The 20,610-nt window shown below is 70.6% G+C and carries 20 protein-coding genes; 14 read left to right on the top strand and 6 right to left on the bottom strand.

What is annotated here, in order from left to right; translation table 11 throughout:
• Window positions 1-78: 78 nt before the first annotated feature.
• Both CEK69_RS10490 and CEK69_RS10485 read left to right on the top strand, forming a co-directional pair.
• Window positions 79-396: a DUF2388 domain-containing protein gene (locus tag CEK69_RS10490; RefSeq protein ID WP_010341821.1), complete on the top strand. Its 318-nt coding sequence runs from the start codon at window positions 79-81 to the stop codon at window positions 394-396.
• Complete coding sequence (locus CEK69_RS10485) at window positions 393-2,309, top strand: DUF4105 domain-containing protein (RefSeq protein WP_226975118.1); 1,917 nt, start codon at window positions 393-395, stop codon at window positions 2,307-2,309. Before CEK69_RS10490 ends, CEK69_RS10485 begins: the two co-directional genes overlap by 4 nt.
• Before the next feature lie 318 nt (window positions 2,310-2,627).
• On the opposite strand, the gene CEK69_RS10480 is transcribed toward CEK69_RS10485, so the two are convergent.
• From CEK69_RS10480 to CEK69_RS10455, 6 genes are all read right to left on the bottom strand, one after another.
• Window positions 2,628-3,059, bottom strand: coding sequence for a hypothetical protein (locus CEK69_RS10480; protein ID WP_152245437.1), 432 nt, complete (start codon window positions 3,057-3,059; stop codon window positions 2,628-2,630).
• 4 nt (window positions 3,060-3,063) lie between these two features.
• On the bottom strand, window positions 3,064-3,630 hold the full coding sequence (gene yeiP, locus CEK69_RS10475) for an elongation factor P-like protein YeiP (RefSeq protein WP_010343353.1): 567 nt from the start codon (window positions 3,628-3,630) through the stop codon (window positions 3,064-3,066).
• A gap of 116 nt (window positions 3,631-3,746) precedes the next feature.
• Window positions 3,747-4,517 carry an SDR family oxidoreductase gene (locus CEK69_RS10470; RefSeq protein WP_017912213.1) on the bottom strand — a complete coding sequence of 257 codons (771 nt, stop codon included), beginning with the start codon at window positions 4,515-4,517 and terminating at the stop codon, window positions 3,747-3,749.
• Between the two features lie 112 nt (window positions 4,518-4,629).
• A complete protein-coding gene (locus tag CEK69_RS10465; protein WP_152245435.1) occupies window positions 4,630-5,526 on the bottom strand; it encodes a hydroxymethylglutaryl-CoA lyase in 897 nt (298 codons plus the stop codon).
• Window positions 5,527-5,692: 166 nt separating this feature from the next.
• A complete protein-coding gene (locus CEK69_RS10460; protein WP_152245433.1) occupies window positions 5,693-6,097 on the bottom strand; it encodes a VOC family protein in 405 nt (134 codons plus the stop codon).
• A complete protein-coding gene (locus tag CEK69_RS10455) occupies window positions 6,094-6,882 on the bottom strand; it encodes an enoyl-CoA hydratase-related protein (protein WP_152245431.1) in 789 nt (262 codons plus the stop codon). Before CEK69_RS10455 ends, CEK69_RS10460 begins: the two co-directional genes overlap by 4 nt.
• Before the next feature lie 124 nt (window positions 6,883-7,006).
• Between CEK69_RS10455 and CEK69_RS10450 the strand changes: the two genes are divergently transcribed.
• From CEK69_RS10450 to recJ, 12 genes are all read left to right on the top strand, one after another.
• Entirely contained in the window at window positions 7,007-7,258 is a 252-nt protein-coding gene (locus CEK69_RS10450; RefSeq protein ID WP_152238851.1) for a FeoA family protein, read from the top strand.
• Window positions 7,255-9,114 (top strand): ferrous iron transport protein B, encoded by a 1,860-nt coding sequence (gene feoB, locus CEK69_RS10445; RefSeq protein ID WP_152245429.1) that lies wholly within the window; start codon window positions 7,255-7,257, stop codon window positions 9,112-9,114. Before CEK69_RS10450 ends, feoB begins: the two co-directional genes overlap by 4 nt.
• 1 nt (window position 9,115) lies before the next feature.
• The gene (locus tag CEK69_RS10440; RefSeq protein WP_152245427.1) at window positions 9,116-9,370 is read left to right on the top strand and encodes a DUF6587 family protein; all 255 of its coding nucleotides are present in this window, start codon (window positions 9,116-9,118) and stop codon (window positions 9,368-9,370) included.
• A gap of 74 nt (window positions 9,371-9,444) precedes the next feature.
• On the top strand, window positions 9,445-10,653 hold the full coding sequence (locus tag CEK69_RS10435; RefSeq protein WP_152245425.1) for a PLP-dependent aminotransferase family protein: 1,209 nt from the start codon (window positions 9,445-9,447) through the stop codon (window positions 10,651-10,653).
• Window positions 10,654-10,673: 20 nt separating this feature from the next.
• Window positions 10,674-11,348 (top strand): MOSC domain-containing protein, encoded by a 675-nt coding sequence (locus tag CEK69_RS10430; RefSeq protein ID WP_152245423.1) that lies wholly within the window; start codon window positions 10,674-10,676, stop codon window positions 11,346-11,348.
• A 370-nt stretch (window positions 11,349-11,718) separates the two neighbouring features.
• Window positions 11,719-12,435, top strand: coding sequence for a 4-hydroxy-tetrahydrodipicolinate reductase (dapB, locus tag CEK69_RS10425; protein ID WP_081613344.1), 717 nt, complete (start codon window positions 11,719-11,721; stop codon window positions 12,433-12,435).
• A gap of 162 nt (window positions 12,436-12,597) precedes the next feature.
• Complete coding sequence (gene carA, locus CEK69_RS10420; protein ID WP_148828376.1) at window positions 12,598-13,722, top strand: glutamine-hydrolyzing carbamoyl-phosphate synthase small subunit; 1,125 nt, start codon at window positions 12,598-12,600, stop codon at window positions 13,720-13,722.
• On the top strand, window positions 13,722-14,165 hold the full coding sequence (locus CEK69_RS10415; protein WP_043091930.1) for a hypothetical protein: 444 nt from the start codon (window positions 13,722-13,724) through the stop codon (window positions 14,163-14,165). The genes carA and CEK69_RS10415 overlap by 1 nt, the downstream gene beginning before the upstream one ends.
• A gap of 9 nt (window positions 14,166-14,174) precedes the next feature.
• Window positions 14,175-17,417 (top strand): carbamoyl-phosphate synthase large subunit, encoded by a 3,243-nt coding sequence (gene carB, locus CEK69_RS10410; RefSeq protein WP_017915611.1) that lies wholly within the window; start codon window positions 14,175-14,177, stop codon window positions 17,415-17,417.
• An 8-nt stretch (window positions 17,418-17,425) separates the two neighbouring features.
• Window positions 17,426-17,890, top strand: coding sequence for a transcription elongation factor GreA (gene greA / locus CEK69_RS10405; RefSeq protein ID WP_026143501.1), 465 nt, complete (start codon window positions 17,426-17,428; stop codon window positions 17,888-17,890).
• A 4-nt stretch (window positions 17,891-17,894) separates the two neighbouring features.
• On the top strand, window positions 17,895-18,815 hold the full coding sequence (locus tag CEK69_RS10400; protein ID WP_152180616.1) for a phosphoglycerate mutase: 921 nt from the start codon (window positions 17,895-17,897) through the stop codon (window positions 18,813-18,815).
• On the top strand, window positions 18,812-20,545 hold the full coding sequence (gene recJ, locus CEK69_RS10395; RefSeq protein WP_152245421.1) for a single-stranded-DNA-specific exonuclease RecJ: 1,734 nt from the start codon (window positions 18,812-18,814) through the stop codon (window positions 20,543-20,545). The genes CEK69_RS10400 and recJ overlap by 4 nt, the downstream gene beginning before the upstream one ends.
• Window positions 20,546-20,610: the final 65 nt, after the last annotated feature.

Raw genomic sequence — 20,610 nt, 5'->3', positions numbered from 1 at the left:
TGCGCGGGGCGGACCGCTAGGCTATGCGGCGCGGCGCTGGCCGTCCCCTTTTTCACGATCCCGTTTGGAACGATTGCAATGACCCGAGTGACCGCGCGCTGCGCCCTGCTGTTCGCCCTGATCCTGCCCGCGTTCGCGCAGGCGTCCAGCTTCGCCGGCAGCTCCGCCGGTTCGGCCTCGGCCGGCTCGGCCGGCAGCTCGGCGTCCTCGGACAGCAGTTCCAACAACGACAAGGTGGTGCTGCAGGCGCGCGACGACGCGGCCGGCTTCGTCGCCAGCGCCGGGCGCATCCGCGGCGTGCAACTGGAAGCGGCGCTGCGCGTGTTGCGCGAGCGCAACCCGCAGGCGCAACAGGCCAGCGACCTGGAACTGGCGCAGGCGATCCTGGCGCTGTGATCCCGCGCCGGCCACGGCGCCTGCGCGCGCGGTGGCTGGCGTTGCTGGCGCTGGCCGCTGCGGTGCACGCAGCGGCCGCGCCGCTCGCTGTCGATGAGACAGGGCTGAGTCCCGCCGAGCGCACGGCCAGCGAGGCCGTGCTGGCCGCGGCGCAGGCGCGACTGCCACCGGCCTGGACCGCGGCGCTACCCGCAGGACTGCCGCTGCAGTGGCGCGACGATCTCCCCACGCAGGTGCACGGGCGCGCGCAGGCCAGGCGCCTGCTGTTGAACAAGCGCCTACTGCGCGACTGGATGGCGACGCCGGGGCGCGACACCGATCCGGTCGCCGACCCGGCACGGCGCCCGGCGCTGGCCGCCTTGCTGCACGAACTGGCGCACTTCTACGACCGCTCCACGGCCGGACATCTCTCGTCCGATCCGCGGCTGCTGGATCTGGCCGGCTGGCAGGTCAGCCCGATGCGCCTGGGCCTGCGCCGTGGCCAGAACCGGTTCACCGAGCGCAGCCCGGATCGCTACGAATTGCAGTCGCCGGCCGAGTTCGTGGCGGTGAATCTCGAGCACTTCCTGCTCGATCCGGACTACGCCTGCCGGCGGCCGGCGCTGGCCCGCTACTTCGCCGCGCGCCTGGCATGGACGCCGCCGGCGAGCGCATGCGCGCCCGGCCAGGTGTTCGTGCAGGACCCGCTGGCCGACGCGGCCGCCTTGCTGCAGGTGGACCCGGCGCGGATCTACGCGGTGGACTACCTGCTGGCCGAAGGCAATGCGCAGCCGATGAGCCACTGGGGCCACAGCATGCTGCGCCTGGTGATCTGCGCGCCGGGGCGGCCGCTGGGCCCGGCATGCCGGCTGGACCTGGCCGAGCACCGGGTGCTGTCGTTCCGCGCCTTCGTCGACGACGTGCAGATTTCCAACCTGCGCGGGCTCACCGGCTCCTACCCGTCGCGACTGTTCGTGCTGCCGCTGCGCCAGGTGGTGGACGACTACACCCAGGTGCAGTTGCGCGGCCTGCAGTCGCTGCCGTTGCGGCTGTCGCGCGAAGAGATCGCCGCGCTGCTGGAGCGCGCCGCGCAACTGCACTGGAGCTACGACGGCCGCTACTACTTCCTGAGCAACAACTGCGCGGTGGAGACCTACGCCTTGTTGCAAGACGGCGTGCCGCGGCTGGCGGCCGCGCACCTGTCCGGGATCAGCCCGACCGGATTGCGCCGGCGCCTGGTACGGGCCGGCATCGCCGATGCGTCGGTACTCGACAATGCCGACGCGGCGGTGCGGGAGGGCTATTACTTCCCGGCGGCGAGCGCGCACTTCGCGGAGATGTTCGCGGTGGCGCGCAGCGGGCTGGCGCTACCGGCGCGCAATGCCGACGCGTGGCTGGACCTGCCGGCCGCGCAGCGCGCGCCGTGGCTTGAGCGTGGCGACCTGAGTGCCAGTGCCGCCTTGTTGCTGCTGGAGAACGCCGCGCGCCGCCGCGCCGAACAGCGTGGGCGCGATGCATTGAAGCGGCGCTATCTGGGCAAGCCGCTGCCGACCGCGGTGGCCGGTGCGGGCGATGCGGGTGCCGACACGCGTGACGCCGCCAGCGCGGTGCGTGCCGTGCTGGCCGAGCAGGGGCTACTGAGCCAACCGGCGAGCCTGCTGCAGGGGCAGCCGGGCTATGGCCTGCCGCAGGCGCAGGAACGTGCCTGGCTGCAGGTGCAGGGACAGGCGCGGATCGCGGCGCTGCACGACGACGGCGCCGCGCTGCAGACGCGCCTGCGCGGGTTGCTGCCGGCGCCGCTGCAGGCGGACCTGGCGCAGATCGATGCCAACCTGGCGACGCTGGGCGCACGCCTGCGCACGCTCAATCGCGAAGGCGGTGGACTGCAGTTGGATTCGCCGTCGCTGTTGCGGCAGCGTGGTGGGCAGCCGTAGCGCAGCGTGCGGGCTTGCGATGCGAGGCGATCGAAGGGGACTGGATCGTGAGTGCGGTTGACGGCGGCGCGGTGGCGGCGTGAGTCCGCAGCACCTGTGCGTCGCAGGCGCAGCCGTGTTCGCATGAAGGAAGACTGATCGCTCCATGGGTCGGGACTGAAGTCCCTCCTACAGAAACGCGGCGCAGCTTCCAACCCATTTATGTAGGGGCGGCTTCAGCCGCGACGAGCGAAGACGCGAAGCCGGCCGATGTCGACAGCCGTCAGGGCCGACGCCGATGCCCGCAAGGGCGCCACCTTGCCGGCCGGCAAGCCGTCATCACGGCAGCTCGAGACCCGCATCCTCGCCGTAGCGGCGCAGCCAGGCGTCGCGCGGCGGATCCTGGCGGTACTGTGCACGCAGCGTCGCCCACGTCTGTTCGTTGCCGTCGCAGTACTTGGCCATCGCCTGCTCCAGTTCGCGCCGCCGCGCCGCGTCGTAGGGCTCTTCGCCGGCGAAATGGGTGCAGGTGTCCTGGCGCGCGACGAAGGCGCGGATCGGCGCGGGCAGCGTGCAGAAACCGTCGTGGTGCTCGGGATCGACCGCGTCGGGAATCGTGCACGCGGGCTTGGGGGCGGCCGCCGTGGCCGGCGTCGCCGGCGCGGCGAGCGCCAGCACCGGCACGGCCAGCAGCAGGCCGAGGCAGGCGCGCCGCGGCGCATGCGCGGCGCTGCCTGTGCGGGAGACGTGGGTGACACGGCGCCCGCGCATGGGCTCAGTCGGCGCGACCGGCGAATTCGCCGGTGGTGGTGTTGACCAGCACGCGCTCGCCGTTGCCGATGTACTCCGGCACCATGATCTCGATGCCGGTGTTGAGCTTGGCCGGCTTCGGGCGCTTGGTGGCGGTGCCGCCCTTGAGTTCCGGCGGGGTCTCGATCACTTCCAGGGTCACGCTCTGCGGCAGTTGGATCGCCACTGGCTGGTCGTCGATGACCTGCACGTAAATGCCGCTGAGGCCGTCGGTGATGTAGCCGGCGTCGGTGCCGATCGCATCGGCGTCCAGGGTGTAGGGGGTGTAGTCCTCGTCGTCGAGGAACACGAAGGCCTCGCCGTCCTTGTACGAGAAGGTGGCCTGGCGGCGCATCAGCTCGACCTCGCGCAGGTCGTCGTCGCCGTCGAAGCTGGCATCGAGCTTGTTGCCGCCCGGCACGCTGTACATCACGAAGCGGAAGCGCACGTTGCCGCCGCGGCCCTGCGGCGAGCTGCGCTCGATGTCGCGGATCTGGTACACGCCGTTGTTGTACTCGACGACGTTGCCTTTCTTGATTTCGTTGGCTTTCATGAGGGCTGGGAATCGGGAATGGGGAATAGGGAATCGAAACAGGGTCAAGCAGGCGGAGAGGATCAGCGGAAGGGAAACGCCGTTGCGATTCCCCATTCCCCATTCTCCATTCCCGGCTACTTAGGCGCCAACCGCACCGCGCCATCCAGGCGAATGGTTTCGCCATTGAGGTAGCGGTTGCGCAGCAGGAACATCACCGTGTCGGCGAATTCGTCCGGGCGGCCGAGACGCGAAGGATACGGGATCGCGGCGGCCAGCGACTGCTGCACGGCCTCGGGCATGCCGTCGACCATCGGGGTCCAGAAGATGCCCGGGGCGATGGTGTTGACGCGGATGCCGAAGCGCGCCAGTTCGCGCGCCATCGGCAGGGTCATCGCCACCACGCCGCCCTTGGACGCGGCGTAGGCGGCCTGGCCGATCTGGCCCTCGTAGGCGGCGACGCTGGCGGTGTTGACGATGACGCCGCGCTCGCCGTCCTCGCCCGGGGCGTTGTGCTGCATCAGGTCGGCGGCGGCCTTGGCGACGTTGAAGCTGCCGACCAGGTTGACCATCACCGTGCCCTGGAAGGTGGCCAGCGGCATCGGCGCCTCCTTGCCGAGCACGCGGCCGGCGCCGAGGATGCCGGCGCAGTTGACCGCGGCATTGAGGCCGCCGAGGAAATCGCGTGCCGCCGCCAGCTGCGCCGCGACCTGGGCCTCGTCGCTGACGTCGGTGCGCAGGTAGCAGGCCCGCTCCGCGCCCAGCGCGGCGACCGCGGCCGCGCCCTTGTCGTCGTTCAGATCGAACAGCGCGACCTTGCCGCCTTCGGCGACGATGCGCTGCGCCACCGCCAGGCCGAGGCCGGACACACCGCCGGTGACCACCGCTTTGAGATCGGCAAGCTGCATGGATGTTCCCTCCCAGGAAAACGCCCAGTTTAGAGGCTGCCGCCCCATCGCGGCGAGATCGGCGACGGGCCGCGGCGTGCAGGTCCGTCGCCGGGTAAGGAACTGCCGCGGCTCAGGCCTCGGCGGCCAGCGCCTGGCCGACCTTGCTGCCGGTCGGCCGGCCCAGTTTCTGCGCCAGCCAGCGGCCGGTCGCGGCCAGCGCGGGCAGGTCGATGCCGGTCTCCACGCCATTGCCGTGCAGCAGGTAGACCACGTCCTCGCTGGCCACGTTGCCGCTGGCGCCCTTGGCGTAGGGGCAGCCGCCGGCGCCGGACACCGCGGCATCGACCACGCGCACGCCTTCTTCCAGGCAGGCGGCGATGTTGGCCAGGGCCTGGCCGTAGGTGTCGTGGAAGTGCACCGCCAATGCGTCCATCGGCACCACGGCGGCGACCGCGCGCAGCATCGCCCGCGCCTTGCCCGGCGTGCCCACGCCGATGGTGTCGCCCAGCGAGATCTCGTAGCAGCCCATCGCATGCAGCCGCTGCGCCACCCGCACCACGTCGGCCAGGGGGACGTCGCCCTGATAGGGACAGCCGAGCACCGTGGACACGTAGCCGCGGACCTTGACCCCGTCCGCCGCCGCGCGCTCCAGCACCGGCGCGAAGCGCGCCAGCGATTCGTCGATGCCGGCATTGGTATTGGTGCGGTTGAAGGTCTCCGAGGCGGCGGTAAACACGGCCACCTCGCGCACGCCGACCGCGGCGGCGCGTTCGTAGCCCTGCAGGTTCGGCACCAGCACCGGATAGTCCACGCCCGGCACCTGCGCGATGCCGGCGTAGACCTCGGCCGCGTCGGCCAGCTGCGGGACCCATTTCGGGCTGACGAAGCTGGTCGCCTCGATGCTGCGCAGGCCGGTGCGCCCCAGCCGCGCGATCAGCTCGATCTTGTCTTCCGTGGCGACCCAGGCCTTCTCGTTCTGCAGGCCGTCGCGCGGGCCGACTTCGACGATGCGGACGCTGTCGCTCATCGCGCACGCTCCCGCACCGGAAGGGAGTGCGCGCGCCGAGGCGTCTGCCGGGTACTGCGCATAGGACGGGAAACGGCGAGACGCATGGAAATTCCTGATGGAGGGAGGCGATAACGCTGCGACAGCACGGCCAGCGCCGTCCGCGGGTGCGACGAGGCGGTGCGGATCAGGCCGACGCCGGACGGTGGCAGACCGCTTCGATGTTGTGGCCGTCCGGATCCAGCAGGAACGCGCCGTAGTAGTCGGGGTGGTAGTGCGGGCGCAGTCCCGGTGCGCCGTGCTCGCGGCCGCCGGCGGCCAGGCCGGCACGATGGAACGCGTCCACCTGCGCGCGGCTGGCGGCGACGAAGGCCACGTGCACGCCATTGTCGCCGGCGTCGCGGCCGCCATCGGCGATCCAGAAGCTGGGCTTGCCGTCGCGACCGAAACCGACATGGCGCTGGCCGCCGCTTTCCTCGGCGCTCACCTGCATCACCACGTCCAGCTCCAGCGCGGCCAGGGCGGCGCGGTAGAAGGTCAGGCTGCGGTCGAGGTCGCTGCAGCGCAGGCCGAGATGGTCGAGCGGGTTCATGGGCTGGCCCTCCAGGCCGGTTCGCGTTTCTCCAGGAACGCATTCAGCCCTTCCTGGCCTTCGGCCGAGACCCGCAATTGCGCGATCAGGGCGGCGTTGGCCTGGTCCAGCGCATCGCGCTCGCCACCGGCGGCGACCCGCCGTACCAGCGCCTTGGCGCCGGCGGCGGCCAGCGGCCCGGCCTGGCCGAGCAGGGCGACCTGGCGCTGCACCGCCGCGTCCAGCGCCTCCGGTGCCACCGCCTGGTGGACCAGGCCGATCTGCGCCGCGGTGGCGGCGTCGAAGGTTTCCGCGCTGGCGAACCAGCGCCGCGCCTGGCGCGCGCCGATCGCGGCGATCACGTACGGCGAGATCACCGCCGGCAGCAGGCCCAGCCGGCTTTCGCTGAGCGCGAAGCGCGCATCGGTGGCGGCCACGGCGATGTCGCAACAGGCGACCAGGCCCACCGCGCCACCGAACGCCGCGCCTTGCACCCGCGCCACCGTGGGCTTGGGCAGTTCGTCCAGCAGACGCATCAGCCGCGCCAGGGCCAGCGCATCGTCCAGGTTCTCCTGTTCGCCGGCGCCGGCCATCGAGCGCATCCACTGCAGGTCGGCACCGGCCGAGAACGCCGCGCCGGCGCCGGCCAGGACCACGACCTGCACCTGCGGATCGGCGCCGATCTGCAGCAGGGCGTCGCTGAGTTGGGCGATCAGCGCGGCGTCGAAGGCGTTGCGGACCTCGGGTCGGTTCAACTGCAGGGTCAGGACCTTGCCGGATCGTTGCAACAACAGGGCATCGCTCATCGAACACGCTCGTACAAAGGGAAAACGGCAGCCATACGGCGATCATAGCCGGCCGTGCCGGTCCCGCCATGACGCGCCGCGGCGATGCTACAATTGATAACCATTCTTATCGACGGAACGTGCTGTGACGTTGTCCGACATGCCGTTGCGCAGCAGCGCCCTTGTGGAATCCGTGCACGACCGCCAGCCCAACGACGCCATCGCCCGGCGTCTGCGCGAGCTGGGCTTCGTCGCCGGCGAACAGGTGCAGGTGCTGGCCAGCGGGCCGATCGGTGGCGAACCGCTGCTGGTGCAGGTGGGCTATACGCGCTTCGCGCTGCGGCGCAGCGAGGCGGCACGGGTGCAGGTCAGCGCGCTGGACGAGGTGCGCTCGTGAGCGCGGTGGCCGCGCCGCTGCGCCTGGCCCTGGTCGGCAACCCGAACTGCGGCAAGACCGCGCTGTTCAACCAGTTGACCGGCAGCAAGCAGAAGGTCGCGAACTACGCCGGCGTCACCGTCGAGCGCAAGGAGGGCCGCTTCCGCGCGCCGTCCGGGCGCGAGTTCGCGGTGCTGGATCTGCCCGGCGCCTACAGCCTGCAGCCGGCCAGCCTGGACGAGGCGATCACCCGCGACCTGTGCCGCGGCTTCTACCCGGGCGAGCCGGCGCCGGACGTGCTGGTCTGCGTGGTCGACGCCACCAATCTGCGCCTGCACCTGCGCTTCGCGCTGGAACTGCGCGAGCTGGGCAAGCCGATGCTGGTGGCCTTGAACATGGTCGACGCGGCGCAGCGCCGCGGCATCCAGATCGACCGCCAGGCGCTGGAACAGGCGCTGGGCGTGCCGGTGATCGAGACCGTGGCGGTGCGCCGCAACGGCGCCCGCGCCCTGGTCGAGCGGCTGGACGCGCTGGCGCCGGCACTGCCGCCGGCGATGGCGCCGAGCGAAGGGCAGGGCGACTACCACCAGCAGGTGCGCGCGATCCTGGCGGCGGCGGTGTCGATGCCGACCCGCACCTCGCAGGTGGACGACGCGCTGGACCGTTGGCTGCTGCATCCGGTGGCCGGCCTGGTGACCCTAGTGTTGGTGATGTTCCTGATCTTCCAGGCGGTTTTCGCCTGGGCGCAGCCTGTGATGGACCTGATCGACGGTGGGACCAAGGCGCTGGGTGTCTGGGTCGGCGGAACGCTGCCGGAGGGACCGTTGAGTAGCCTGCTGGTGGACGGCATCATCGCCGGCCTCGGTGGGGTGGTGGTGTTCCTGCCGCAGATCCTGATCCTGTTCGCCTTCATCCTGGCGTTGGAGGAATCCGGCTATCTGCCGCGCGCGGCGTTCCTGCTCGACCGCATGATGGCCGCGGCCGGCCTGTCCGGGCGCTCGTTCATCCCGCTGCTGTCCAGCTTCGCCTGCGCCGTGCCTGGGATCATGTCCACGCGCAGCATCCAGGACCCGCGCGATCGCCTGGCGACCATTCTGGTGGCGCCGCTGATGACCTGTTCGGCGCGGCTGCCGGTGTACACCTTGCTGATCGCCGCGTTTGTGCCGCAGAAGCAGGTGTGGGGCGTGCTCAATCAGCAGGGCCTGGTGTTGTTTGGCCTGTACGTGGCAGCGATCGTCAGTGGTTTGGCGGTGTCGTGGACGATGAAGAAGTGGCGTCGCGACAAGGGCGAGCATCCGCTGCTGCTGGAACTGCCGTCCTACCGCGTGCCGCACCTGCGCGATCTGGCGCTGGGCCTGTGGGAGCGCGCGGCGATCTTCCTCAAGCGCGTCGGCGGCATCATCCTGGCGTTGACCATCCTGCTGTGGTTCCTGCTGAACTTTCCGGCGCCGCCGGCCGACGCCACCCTGCCGGCGATCGACTACAGCTTCGCCGGCCGCATCGGCCACGCCATGACCACGGTGTTCTCGCCGCTGGGCTTCAACTGGCAGATCTGTATCGCGCTGATCCCCGGTCTGGCCGCGCGCGAGGTGGCGGTGTCGTCGCTGGCGACGGTCTACGCGCTGTCGGCGGCCGACGACGATGCCGCCGCCCAGGCGCTGTCGCCGCTGATCCACGACGGCTGGTCGCTGGCCACCGCGCTGTCGCTGCTGGTCTGGTACATCTACGCGCCGATGTGCATTTCCACCCTGGCCACGATCAAGCGCGAGACCAACTCGTGGAAGCAGATGAGCTTCGCCGCGTTCTATCTGTTCGCGCTGGCGTATCTGGCCTCGCTGGTCACCTACCAGGTCGCGGTGGCGCTGGGAGCCAGCTGAGATGAGCGCCTCGCTGCTGCTGCAGTACCTGGTGATCGCGCTGGCGGTGCTGGTCAGTGCCTGGGTGGTGTTGAAGAAGCAGTTCCCGGGCGCCGCGCGCAAGCTGCGCGGCGCGCTCGCACTATGCCTGCTCAAGCCCGGCCGGGCGGCCTGGCTGCAGGCGCTGGGGCGGCGCATCGCACCGCCGGCCAGCGCCGGTGCAGGCGCCTGCGGCGGCTGCGACGGCTGCGGGCCGACGCCGCCGCGGCGGCACTGAGTCGCGTCGCCCGTTGCTGGCCGGCGCATCGCTTGTGCGCCGCACATGCGCGTCGCGATGGCGGCGACTATCCTATGCCGATGACCAGCCCATTCCAGTTCTCCCGCCGTGCGCAGGCGCTGACCAGTTCGGCGATCCGCGAAATCCTCAAGGTCACCGAACGGCCAGAAGTGATCTCCTTCGCCGGCGGCCTGCCGTCGCCGGACACGTTCCCGGTCGAGCGCATGCGCGAGGCCTGCGACAAGGTGCTGCGCGACGCGCCACAGGCGGCGCTGCAGTACGGCCCGACCGAAGGCTATTTGTTGCTGCGCGAATGGGTCGCGGCGCGGCTGAGCCGCGACGGCGCCCACATCCGTCCCAGCCAGGTGCTGATCACCACCGGTTCGCAGCAGGGCCTGGACCTGCTCGGCAAGGTGTTCATCGACGAAGGCAGCAAGGTGCTGGTGGAAACGCCCAGCTATCTCGGCGCGCTGCAGGCGTTCTCGCTGTTCCAGCCGGCGTTCGCGGCGATGCAGTCGGACGACGACGGCGTGGTGGTGGACGCGCTGGACGATGCGCAGCTGGCCGGCGCGCGCTTCATGTACGTGCTGCCGAACTTCCAGAATCCGACCGGACGGCGCCTGCCGCTGCACCGGCGCCAGGCGCTGGTAGCGCGTGCGGCCGCGGCCGGCGTGCCCATCGTCGAGGACGATCCCTACGGCGAGCTGTGCTACAGCGGCGACACGCTGCCGAGCCTGCTGTCGATGAACCCGGATGGCGCCATCTACATGGGCTCGTTCTCCAAGGTGTTCGCGCCCGGCTTGCGCCTGGGCTATGTGGTCGCGCCGGAGGCGGTGCATGCCAAGCTGGTGCAGGCCAAGCAGGCGGCCGACCTGCACACCCCCTCGTTCAGTCAGCGCATCGTCTACGAGGCGGTGCAGGACGGCTTCCTGGATGCGCATATTCCCGGCATCCGTGCGCTGTACGCCAGCCGTTGCGAGCAGATGCTGGCCGCCCTGGCCAAGTACTTCCCGGCGCAGGTGCGCTGGAACCGCCCGGCCGGCGGCATGTTCATCTGGGTCGAACTGCCGGAGGGCATGGACGGCGGCGCGCTGCTGAGCAAGGCGATCGAGCGCAACGTGGCCTTCGTGCCGGGCGCGCCGTTCTTCGCGGTCGCGCCGCAGCGCAATACCCTGCGGCTGTCGTTCGTGACCGTGCCGGCCGAACGCATCGAGACCGGCGTGCGCATCCTCGGTGCGCTGCTGCAGGACGAGGTCGCTGCGCACCGGCGGGCGACGGCCTGAGTCCGGCGTCGCCTCCGTCGATGACGTCGTCCGATGCCGCCGTCGCGTCCTGGACCATCGACGCGGTCCTGGTCGGCCGCGCGCAGGCGTTCACCCGCCCAGGCAGCCGCAGCGCGATCGACAAGCGGCCCCAGGACGGACGCCTGCGCATCGGCCCGGAGGGGCTGGAGCTGGACGAGCAGGGCGACCGCCGCGTGCATGGCGGTCCCGACAAGGCCTTGCACCATTACCCGCGCGATCACTACCCGGCCTGGCGCGAGGAACTCGGCGCACATGCCTTGCTGGACGCGCCGGGCGCGTTCGGCGAGAACCTCAGCAGTAGCGGGGTGACCGAAGCCGACCTGTGCCTGGGCGACAGGCTGCGCCTGGGGACGGCCGTGGTCGAGGTGTCGCAGTCGCGGCAGCCGTGCTGGAAGCTGTCCGACCGGTTCGGCGTGGCCGCGCTGGCGCGGCGCGTGCAGGACAGCGGCCGCACCGGCTGGTACTACCGCGTGCTGCAGCCCGGCGAGGTCGCCGCCGGCGATCGCCTGGAGTTGCTGGAGCGTCCGTATCCGCAGTGGCCGCTGGCGCGGCTGGTCGGCCTGCTGTACCGGCGCGAGATCGACCCGGCGCAATTGCAGGAGGTGCTGGCGCTGCCGCTGGTGCCGAACTGGCGCATCCTGTTCGAGCGGCGCCTGGCGCAGCGTGCGGTGTAGGATTGGGACAAGCGCTTGCTGGGGCAGGCGGCAGCCGAGTAAGGCGGTTGATCGATCCGGCGAGTGTGCTCCCCTCTTGGCGGGAGCGATGGCGTCGACAGGTGCATGCCCGATTGGGTCGGTGCAATGCGTCGGGGGCTGAAGCCGCTCCCACAGGGGGTGTCCGATCGGCTGCGATGTCTCTTGGCAGGTGCCAGGTGCCTCGCCCGGCGGCTTTTTTGTCGCTTCCAGTGCCGCCACGCCCCTGTGGGAGGGGCTTCAGCCCCGACGAGGGAAGCATCGCCACGTCCGAGGTGGCGCGTGGGACGCTTGCGTCTCGGGCGCGCGCGCCCTCTGTCGCACCCGCGCGCAAACCGCTAGCCTTGTGCCGATGACGACTTCTCCGCTGCGTGTGTTGATCCATGGTGCGTCCGGCCGGATGGGCCAGGCGTTGTTGCGGCTGGCCGCGCAGGACCCGGCGCTGCAAGTTGTGGCCGCGGTGGTGCGGCGCGCGCCGGCGCAGCGGGTGATCGACGGCGTGCCGTACTTCGCCGCAGCCGAACTGGGCGGCGTGCCGGCCTTCGACGTGGCGATCGATTTCAGCCTGCCGCAGGGCTTCGACCCGGTGCTGGCCCTGTGCACCGCGCGCGGTGCGGCGCTGGTGTCCGGCACCACCGGACTGGAGGACGCGCAGCGGCAGGCGCTGGCCGCCGCCGCCGAACGCATTCCGCTGATCTGGGCCTCGAACTTCAGCTTGGGGGTGGCGGTGCTGCACGATCTGGTCGAGCGCGCCGCCGCGGCGCTGCCGGGCTGGGACTGCGACATCGTCGAATCCCACCACGTGCACAAGCAGGACGCGCCCTCCGGCACCGCGCTCACCCTCGGCGACGCGGCCGCGCACGGCGGCGCGACCCCGCGCTACGCCAGCCTGCGTGCCGGCGACATCGTCGGCGAACACCTGGTGCAGTTCGCCGGACTCGGCGAGCGGGTCGAACTGGTGCACCGCGCCAGCAACCGCGACATCTTCGCCCGCGGCGCGTTGCATGCCGCCGCGCGCCTGCCGGGGCGCGCGCCCGGGGCCTATCGGCTGCGCGACCTGCTCGGCTGAACGCGGTTTTCACATAAACGGCTGGCGCGGACCGCCCCGCGCCGGTACAATTCTCGCTCGCCTGTTACCCATCGCCACGGACCCGGAGAAGCGCCGAGTCCGCGGTTTCTTGCAGCCTGCAAGTTGGTGGGGCAGGGTTCCTCTCTCCCCAAGGCGAACCCCGTGACTCAACCCGCAATCCTTGTCCTTGAAGACGGCACCGTGTTCGAGGGCGAATCCGTAGGCGCTGCCGGCCTGTCCGTCGGCGAAGTGGTGTTCAACACCGCCATGACCGGCTACCAGGAGATCCTCACCGATCCCTCCTACGCCCGCCAACTGGTCACGCTGACCTATCCGCATATTGGCAACACCGGCTGCACCGACCAGGACGACGAGGCCGCCCAGGTCTGGTCGGCCGGCCTGATCGTGCGCGACGTGCCGCGCCGCCCCAGCAACTGGCGCAACCAAGTGGCGTTGCCGGACTGGCTGATCCAGCGCGGCGTGGTCGCCATCGCCGGCATCGACACCCGCAAGCTGACCCGCATCCTGCGCGAGAAGGGCTCGCAGAACGGCGCGCTGATGGCCGGTGAGGTCAATGTGGACACCGCGCTGGACGCGGCACGCAAGTTCCCGGGGCTGAAGGGCATGGATCTGGCCAAGGTGGTCTCCACCGACAAGTCCTATCCCTGGCGCGACGGCCAGCTCGACCTGGACAGCAACGCCTTCGTCACGGCTGAGCCCAAATTCAAGGTCGTCGCCTACGACTACGGGGTCAAGCACAACATCCTGCGCATGCTCGCCGAGCGCGGCTGCGAGGTGACCGTGGTGCCGGCGCAGACGCCGGTCGCCGAGGTGCTGGCGATGAACCCGCACGGCGTGTTCCTGTCCAACGGCCCCGGCGACCCGGCGCCGTGCGACTACGCGATCGCCGCGATCAAGGAACTGCTGGCGCGCAAGATCCCGACCTTCGGCATCTGCCTGGGCCACCAACTGCTGGCGCTGGCCGCCGGCGCGCAGACCCTGAAGATGGGCCACGGCCACCACGGCGCCAACCATCCGGTGCAGGACCTGGACAGCGGCCGGGTGATGATCACCTCGCAGAACCACGGCTTCGCGGTGGACGAGGCGACCTTGCCGGCCAACGTGCGCGTCACCCATCGCTCGCTGTTCGACGGCAGCAACCAGGGCATCGCGCTCACCGACGCGCCGGCCTTCAGCTTCCAGGGCCATCCGGAAGCTTCGCCGGGTCCGCGCGACGTGGCGCCGCTGTTCGATCGCTTCACCGCGCTGATGGCGGCCGCCGCCTGATGGCCGCAGCGCCGGCCATGCCGTCGCCGACCCGCCGCTGGCGGTGGCCGGCCACGGCGTTGCTGGTGCTCGCCGCGTATCCGGCCTTCGTGCTGGGCGCGGTGTATCCGCAGTGGCTCAGCGCCGGCTTGCCGGGCGGACGCGACGGCCCGGCCGATGCGTACCGCCACAGCCTGGCCAGCGCCGTGGTCGCCTACACCCTGTCGCCGCGCTGCGTGGACTGGGTCACGGCGGTCATGGAGCGCGACGGCCACGGCAACGCCAGCCGGGCGATGGACGCCCACAACAACCGGATCGGCGCGCGCATCGGCGCCACCGCCAGCAGTTGGGCCGCGATGCAGCGCGAGGTTCGCGCCGCGGTCGACCATGGCGCGATCGATGCGCGTTCGCCCGATCAGATCACCTGGCGCGCCCCTGCGGCGTGGCAGGACCGCCTCTACTGAGAATCCCCCATGCCCAAGCGCACCGACCTCCAAACCATCCTCATCATCGGCGCCGGCCCGATCGTCATCGGCCAGGCCTGCGAGTTCGACTACTCCGGCGCGCAGGCGTGCAAGGCGCTGCGCGACGAGGGCTACCGCGTGGTGCTGGTCAACAGCAACCCGGCCACGATCATGACCGACCCGAACATGGCCGACGCCGTGTACATCGAGCCGATCAACTGGCAGACGGTCGAGAAGATCATCGCCAAGGAAAAGCCTGACGCGCTGCTGCCGACGATGGGCGGGCAGACCGCGCTGAACTGCGCGCTGGACCTGGCCGACCACGGCGTGCTGGAGAAGTACGGCGTCGAGCTGATCGGCGCCAAGCGCGAGGCCATCCGCATGGCCGAGGACCGCGAGCTGTTCCGCGTGGCGATGGGCGAGATCGGCCTGGAATGCCCGAAGGCGGCAGTGGCGCACACCCTGGAAGAGGCGCTGGAGATCCAGGCCACGGTCGGCTACCCGACCATCATCCGCCCCAGCTTCACCCTCGGCGGCAGCGGCGGCGGCATCGCCTACAACCGCGAAGAGCTGATCGAAATCGTCGGCCGCGGCCTGGAACTGTCGCCGACCAGCGAAGTGCTGGTCGAGGAGTCGGTGCTGGGATGGAAGGAGTTCGAGATGGAAGTGGTCCGCGACACCGCGGACAACTGCATCATCGTCTGCTCGATCGAGAACCTGGACCCGATGGGCGTGCACACCGGCGACTCGATCACCGTGGCACCGGCGCAGACCCTCACCGACAAGGAATACCAGCGCCTGCGCGATGCGTCGATCGCGGTGCTGCGCAAGATCGGCGTGGACACCGGCGGTTCCAACGTGCAGTTCGGCATCAACGCGCAGACCGGCCGCGTGGTGGTGATCGAGATGAACCCGCGCGTGTCGCGCTCCTCGGCGCTGGCCTCCAAGGCCACCGGCTTCCCGATCGCCAAGGTCGCGGCCAAGCTGGCGGTGGGCTACACCCTGGACGAACTGAAGAACGAGATCACCGGCGGGCTGACCCCGGCCTCGTTCGAGCCGTCGATCGACTACGTGGTCACCAAGATCCCGCGCTTCGCCTTCGAGAAGTTCCCGCAGGCCGACGCGCGCCTGACCACGCAGATGAAGTCGGTGGGCGAGGTGATGGCGATGGGCCGCACCTTCTCCGAATCGCTGCAGAAGGCCCTGCGCGGCCTGGAGACCGGCAAGATCGGGCTGGACCCGACCGGGCTGGACCTGAGCAGCGAGGACGACCTGGCCACGCTCAAGCGCGAGCTGAAGGCGCCCGGTCCGGAGCGCTTGTTCTACGTCGCCGACGCCTTCCGCGCCGGCATGAGCGTGGAGCAGGTGCACGCGCTGTCGTTCATCGATCCCTGGTTCCTGGACCAGATGGAAGACCTGATCGCGCAGGAAGCGCAGCTGGCCGCCGACGGCCTCGGCGCGCTGGACGCCAAGCGCCTGCGCACGCTCAAGCGCGCCGGCTTCTCCGATGCGCGTCTGGCCGAGCTGTGCGGCACCAACGAGGCCGCGGTGCGCGCGCTGCGTCGCGCGCACAAGGTGCGCCCGGTGTACAAGCGCGTTGACTCGTGCGCGGCGGAGTTCGCCACCAGCACCGCCTACCTGTACTCGACCTACGAGGACGAGTGCGAGGCCGCGCCCAGCAATCGCGACAAGATCATGATCCTCGGCGGCGGCCCCAACCGCATCGGCCAGGGCATCGAGTTCGACTACTGCTGCGTGCACGCGGCGCTGGCGCTGCGCGAGGACGGTTACGAGACCATCATGGTCAACTGCAATCCGGAGACCGTGTCCACCGACTACGACACCTCCGATCGCCTGTACTTCGAGCCGCTGACCCTGGAAGACGTGCTGGAGATCGTCGAGCTGGAGCAGCCCAAGGGCGTGATCGTGCAGTACGGCGGGCAGACCCCGCTGAAGCTGGCGCGCGCGCTGGAAGCCAACGGCGTGCCGGTGATCGGGACCTCGCCGGACTCGATCGACCTGGCCGAGGACCGCGAGCGCTTCCAGCAGCTGGTCGACAAGCTGGGCCTGAAGCAGCCGCCGAACCGTATCGCCCGCAACGCCGACGAGGCGCTGGTGCTGGCGCGCGAGATCGGCTATCCGCTGGTGGTGCGCCCGAGCTACGTGCTCGGCGGCCGCGCGATGGAAATCGTCTACGGCGAATCCGACCTGGCGCGCTACGTGCGCGATGCGGTCAAGGTCTCCAACGATTCGCCGGTGCTGCTGGATCGCTTCCTCGACAACGCGGTGGAAGTGGACGTGGACATCATCGCCGACCACAGCGGCCAGGTGCTGATCGGCGGCGTGATGGAGCACATCGAGGAAGCCGGCGTGCATTCGGGCGATTCGTCCTGCTCGCTGCCGCCGTACTCGCTGTCGCCGGCTACCCAGACCGAGCTGCGCCGCCAGGTGGTCGAACTGGCCAAGGCGCTGAACGTGGTCGGGCTGATGAACACCCAGTTCGCGGTGCAGGTCAACGATGCCGGCGACGACATCGTCTACCTGCTGGAAGTGAATCCGCGCGCCTCGCGTACCGTGCCGTTCGTGTCCAAGGCGATCGGCGTGCCGCTGGCCAAGATCGCCGCGCGCTGCATGGCCGGCAAGACTCTGGCCGAGCAGGGCGCGCTGAAGGAGATCGTGCCCGACTACTACTCGGTGAAGGAGGCGATCTTCCCGTTCGCCAAGTTCCAGGGCGTCGATCCGATCCTCGGCCCGGAGATGCGTTCCACCGGTGAGGTGATGGGCGTGGGCCGCAGCTTCGGCGCGGCGTTCGCGCGTGCGCAGGAAGCCGGCGGCATCAAGGCGCCGCCGCTGGGCAAGGCCTTCGTGTCGGTGCGCGATCCGGACAAGCAGCGCGTGCTGCCGGTGGCGCAGGCGCTGGTCGAGCGCGGCTACACCCTGGTCGCCACCCGCGGCACCTGCGCCTGGCTGCAGCAGCACGGCCTGCAGTGCGAGCAGGTGAACAAGGTCGCCGAGGGCCGCCCGCACATCGTCGATCTGATCAAGAACGGCGAAATCGTGTATATCGTCAACACCACCGAGGGCCGGGCGGCGATCTCCGACTCGTTCTCGATCCGCCGCGAAGCCCTGCAGCATCGCGTCACCTATTCGACCACGGTCGCCGGCGCGCGTGCGCTGGTGCATTCACTGGAATTCCGCGGCACCGGTCCGGTCTGGGCGCTGCAGGAACTGCACAAGGAGCTGGAAGCGTGAGAGCCCCGATCACCATGCAAGGCGCGCAGCGGTTGCGCGAGGAACTGGATCACCTGAAGTCGGTCAAGCGTCCCGAGGTCATCACCGCGATCGCCGAGGCGCGTGCGCACGGCGACCTCAAGGAGAACGCCGAGTACCACGCCGCGCGCGAGCAGCAGGGCTTCATCGAAGGCCGCATCAAGCAGCTGGAAAGCGAGCTGTCGCACGCCGAGGTCATCGACGTCAGCAAGCTGGCGGTCGGCAGCAAGGTGGTGTTCGGCGCCACCGTGACCCTGGCCGATGTGGAGACCGACGAAGAGAAGCGCTACCAGCTGGTCGGCGACCTCGAAGCGGACATCAAGCTGGGCCTGATCGCGATCTCCTCGCCGCTGGCGCGTGCGCTGATCGGCAAGATGGAAGGCGACAGCGTCAGCATCGACGCCCCGGCCGGACGCCGCGAGTACGAGATCGTCAGCGTCGCCTACGTCGGCTGATCCGATGGCGGTCGCCACCTTGCTGTTGCCGGAGCGGGTCCGCCTGGCCGGCGCCGTGCTGGCCGGCGAGGTGGCGCGCGCGTTCGGCCGCGCCGACCGCACGCAGGCCGCGCCCGGCGGCGAGGCGCAGTTGCGCCGCCATTTCGTGCTGGCGGAAGCATCGCTGCCGGCCGCGGCGCTGACCCGCCAACTGGACGCTGGCGATGCCGGCGACGGCCTGTGGCTGCGCGCCGATCCCGCCTACGTGGTGCCGGACATGCAGGGCGCACGGCTGATGGCGCATGGCGACATGCTGCCGCTCGACGCGGTGGACCTGGACGCGCTGTTGCCGGCGGTCCAGGGCGTGTTCGCCGAGAGCGGGCTGACCCTGGACGCGCCCGATCCGACCCGCTGGTACCTGCGCCTGCCGGCCGACAGTGTGCTGCCTGTGTTCGCGGCACCGGCGCAGGTGCTCGGCGCGGACCTGTTCGATCATCTGCCGCAGGGCGAGGACGCGCGCCGCTGGCGTGCCCTGCTGACCGAAGTGCAGATTGTGCTGCACCAGCATCCCTGGAACCGCGAACGCGTCGCCCACGGCCAGCCGGCGATCAATTCGCTGTGGTTCTGGGGCGGCGGCCGCCTGCCGGCCACCGTCGGCACTGCGCATGCGCAGGTGCGCAGCCGCGATCCGCTGTTGCGCGCGTTGGCCCAGGCCGCCGGCGTCGCCGATGCGCAGGCGCCGCGGGTCGATGCGCTGGTCGACCTGCGTCAGTTGCGCGCGCCCGAGCAGTTCGTCGGCGAGGTGGTGCAGCCGCTGCTGCAGGCGCTGCGCGACGGCGAGTTGCAGCAGCTGCAACTGGATTTCGAGGACGGCACCTGTTTCCGCATCGCCCCCGCGCAACGCTGGCGCCTGTGGCGGCGACCGCTGTCGCGCCTGGACGCATGAGTTCCAGCGCGCGCATCGTGCGGCGGCCCGCGGCGGCCGCGGCCGGCCCGTGGCACGAGGCGACCTTGCCGCTGCTGCGGCGCATCTACGCCGCGCGCGGCGCGCACGACAGTGGCATGGCGCAGCCCAAGTTGGCGCAGTTGCTGCCGCCGGATGCGCTGAGCGGCATCGACGCCGCAGTGGAATTGCTGGCCGAAGCCATCTCGTCGGGCAAGCGCATCCTGGTGGTCGGCGATTTCGACTGCGACGGCGCCACCGCCTGTGCAGTGGCGGTGCGCGGGCTGCGCCTGCTCGGCGCCGCGCAGGTGCTGCACGCGGTGCCCAACCGCATGGTCCATGGCTACGGGCTGTCGCCGGCGCTGGTCGCGGAACTGGCGCCGTTGCAGCCGGACCTGCTGGTCACGGTGGACCACGGCATCGCCTGCCATGCCGGCGTCGCCGCGGCCAAGGCGCTGGGCTGGCAGGTGCTGGTCACCGACCACCATCTGCCGGGTCCGGCCTTGCCGCCGGCCGACGCCATCGTCGATCCGAACCTGGCCGGCGACGCCTTCCCGAGCAAGATGCTGGCCGGCGTCGGCGTGATCTTCTACGTGCTGTTGGCCTTGCGCCGGCACCTGCGCGTGCGCGGCGCGTTCGCGGCGGCACCGCCGGACCTGAGTGTGCTGCTGGACCTGGTCGCGGTCGGCACCGTCGCCGACCTGGTGCCGCTGGATCCCAACAACCGCGCGCTGGTCTCGGCCGGTTTGCGCCGGTTGCAGCGTGGCGAAGGTTGCCTCGGCCTGCGCGCCCTGATCGAAGCCAGCGGCCGCGACCCGGCGCGGCTCAGCGCCAGCGACATCGGCTTCGCCCTGGCGCCGCGGCTCAACGCCGCCGGCCGGCTCGAGGATATGGCCCTGGGCATCGAGTTGTTGCTGTGCGAGGACCCGCAACAGGCGCGCACGATCGCCGCGACGCTGGAAGAGATCAACGCCGAGCGCCGCGCCGTGCAGCAGCAGATGACCGACGAGGCCGAAGCGGTGGTGGCGCAGGCGCTGCTGGCCGCGCCCGAGCAGCCGCCGGTGGCGGTATGCCTGTTCGATGCGCAGTGGCATCCCGGCGTGATCGGCCTGGTCGCCTCGAAGATGAAGGACCGCCTGCATCGGCCGGTGATCGCCTTCGCCCCGGCCGAGCCGGGCAGCACCCAGTTGCGCGGCTCGGCGCGTTCGATTCCCGGCTTCCACATCCGCGACGCGATGGCGGCGGTGGAGGCGCAGCGGCCGGGCCTGATGGAGAAGTTCGGCGGCCATGCCATGGCCGCGGGCCTGAGCCTGCCGCAGGACGCGCTGGCCGAGTTCGAAGAGGTGTTCCGCGCGCATGCGCTGGCCAGCCTGGATGCGGAACTGCTGCAGGCCGAACTGCTCAGCGACGGCGCGCTGGAACCGCACGAACTCGACCATCGCCATGCCGAGGCGCTGCGCCAGGGTGGGCCATGGGGGCAGGGCTTCCCCGAGCCGCTGTTCGATGGCGAATTCGAGGTGCTGCAGTGGCGCGTGCTGAAGGAGCGCCACGTCAAGCTGAGCCTGCGCTGTCCTGGCCGTGCCGCGCCCTTGAACGCGATCCACTTCAACGGCTGGCACGGCCGCGAACCGGGCCGCCGCGTGCACATCGCCTATCGGCTGGTCGCCGACGACTACCGCGGCGGCGATGCGGTGCAACTGGTGGTGGAGCACTGTCTGCCGTTGGATGGCTGAGCAGTTGGCGGTCTGACGCTGCGCTTGGTGCCGGACCCTCACCCCAACCCCTCTCCCGGAGGGAG

Origin of the sequence: Xanthomonas sp. LMG 12462 (assembly GCF_009192885.1) — a bacterium.
GTDB lineage: Bacteria > Pseudomonadota > Gammaproteobacteria > Xanthomonadales > Xanthomonadaceae > Xanthomonas_A > Xanthomonas_A sontii.
The sequence above is the reverse complement of the archived record's forward strand: the minus strand, read 5'-3'. Positions and strand labels throughout refer to the sequence as shown.

Bases quoted from the DNA above. Each gene is read 5' to 3' on its own strand.
- CEK69_RS10490 (WP_010341821.1), top strand. From the start codon at position 79: ATGACCCGAGTGACCGCGCGCTGCGCCCTGCTGTTCGCCCTGATCCTG.
- CEK69_RS10480 (WP_152245437.1), bottom strand. From the start codon at position 3,059: ATGCGCGGGCGCCGTGTCACCCACGTCTCCCGCACAGGCAGCGCCGCG.
- yeiP (WP_010343353.1), bottom strand. From the start codon at position 3,630: ATGAAAGCCAACGAAATCAAGAAAGGCAACGTCGTCGAGTACAACAAC.
- CEK69_RS10470 (WP_017912213.1), bottom strand. From the start codon at position 4,517: ATGCAGCTTGCCGATCTCAAAGCGGTGGTCACCGGCGGTGTGTCCGGC.
- CEK69_RS10465 (WP_152245435.1), bottom strand. From the start codon at position 5,526: ATGAGCGACAGCGTCCGCATCGTCGAAGTCGGCCCGCGCGACGGCCTG.
- CEK69_RS10460 (WP_152245433.1), bottom strand. From the start codon at position 6,097: ATGAACCCGCTCGACCATCTCGGCCTGCGCTGCAGCGACCTCGACCGC.
- CEK69_RS10455 (WP_152245431.1), bottom strand. From the start codon at position 6,882: ATGAGCGATGCCCTGTTGTTGCAACGATCCGGCAAGGTCCTGACCCTG.
- CEK69_RS10440 (WP_152245427.1), top strand. From the start codon at position 9,116: ATGAGCGCCTCGCTGCTGCTGCAGTACCTGGTGATCGCGCTGGCGGTG.
- CEK69_RS10435 (WP_152245425.1), top strand. From the start codon at position 9,445: ATGCCGATGACCAGCCCATTCCAGTTCTCCCGCCGTGCGCAGGCGCTG.
- CEK69_RS10430 (WP_152245423.1), top strand. From the start codon at position 10,674: ATGACGTCGTCCGATGCCGCCGTCGCGTCCTGGACCATCGACGCGGTC.
- dapB (WP_081613344.1), top strand. From the start codon at position 11,719: ATGACGACTTCTCCGCTGCGTGTGTTGATCCATGGTGCGTCCGGCCGG.
- CEK69_RS10415 (WP_043091930.1), top strand. From the start codon at position 13,722: ATGGCCGCAGCGCCGGCCATGCCGTCGCCGACCCGCCGCTGGCGGTGG.
- carB (WP_017915611.1), top strand. From the start codon at position 14,175: ATGCCCAAGCGCACCGACCTCCAAACCATCCTCATCATCGGCGCCGGC.
- CEK69_RS10400 (WP_152180616.1), top strand. From the start codon at position 17,895: ATGGCGGTCGCCACCTTGCTGTTGCCGGAGCGGGTCCGCCTGGCCGGC.
- recJ (WP_152245421.1), top strand. From the start codon at position 18,812: ATGAGTTCCAGCGCGCGCATCGTGCGGCGGCCCGCGGCGGCCGCGGCC.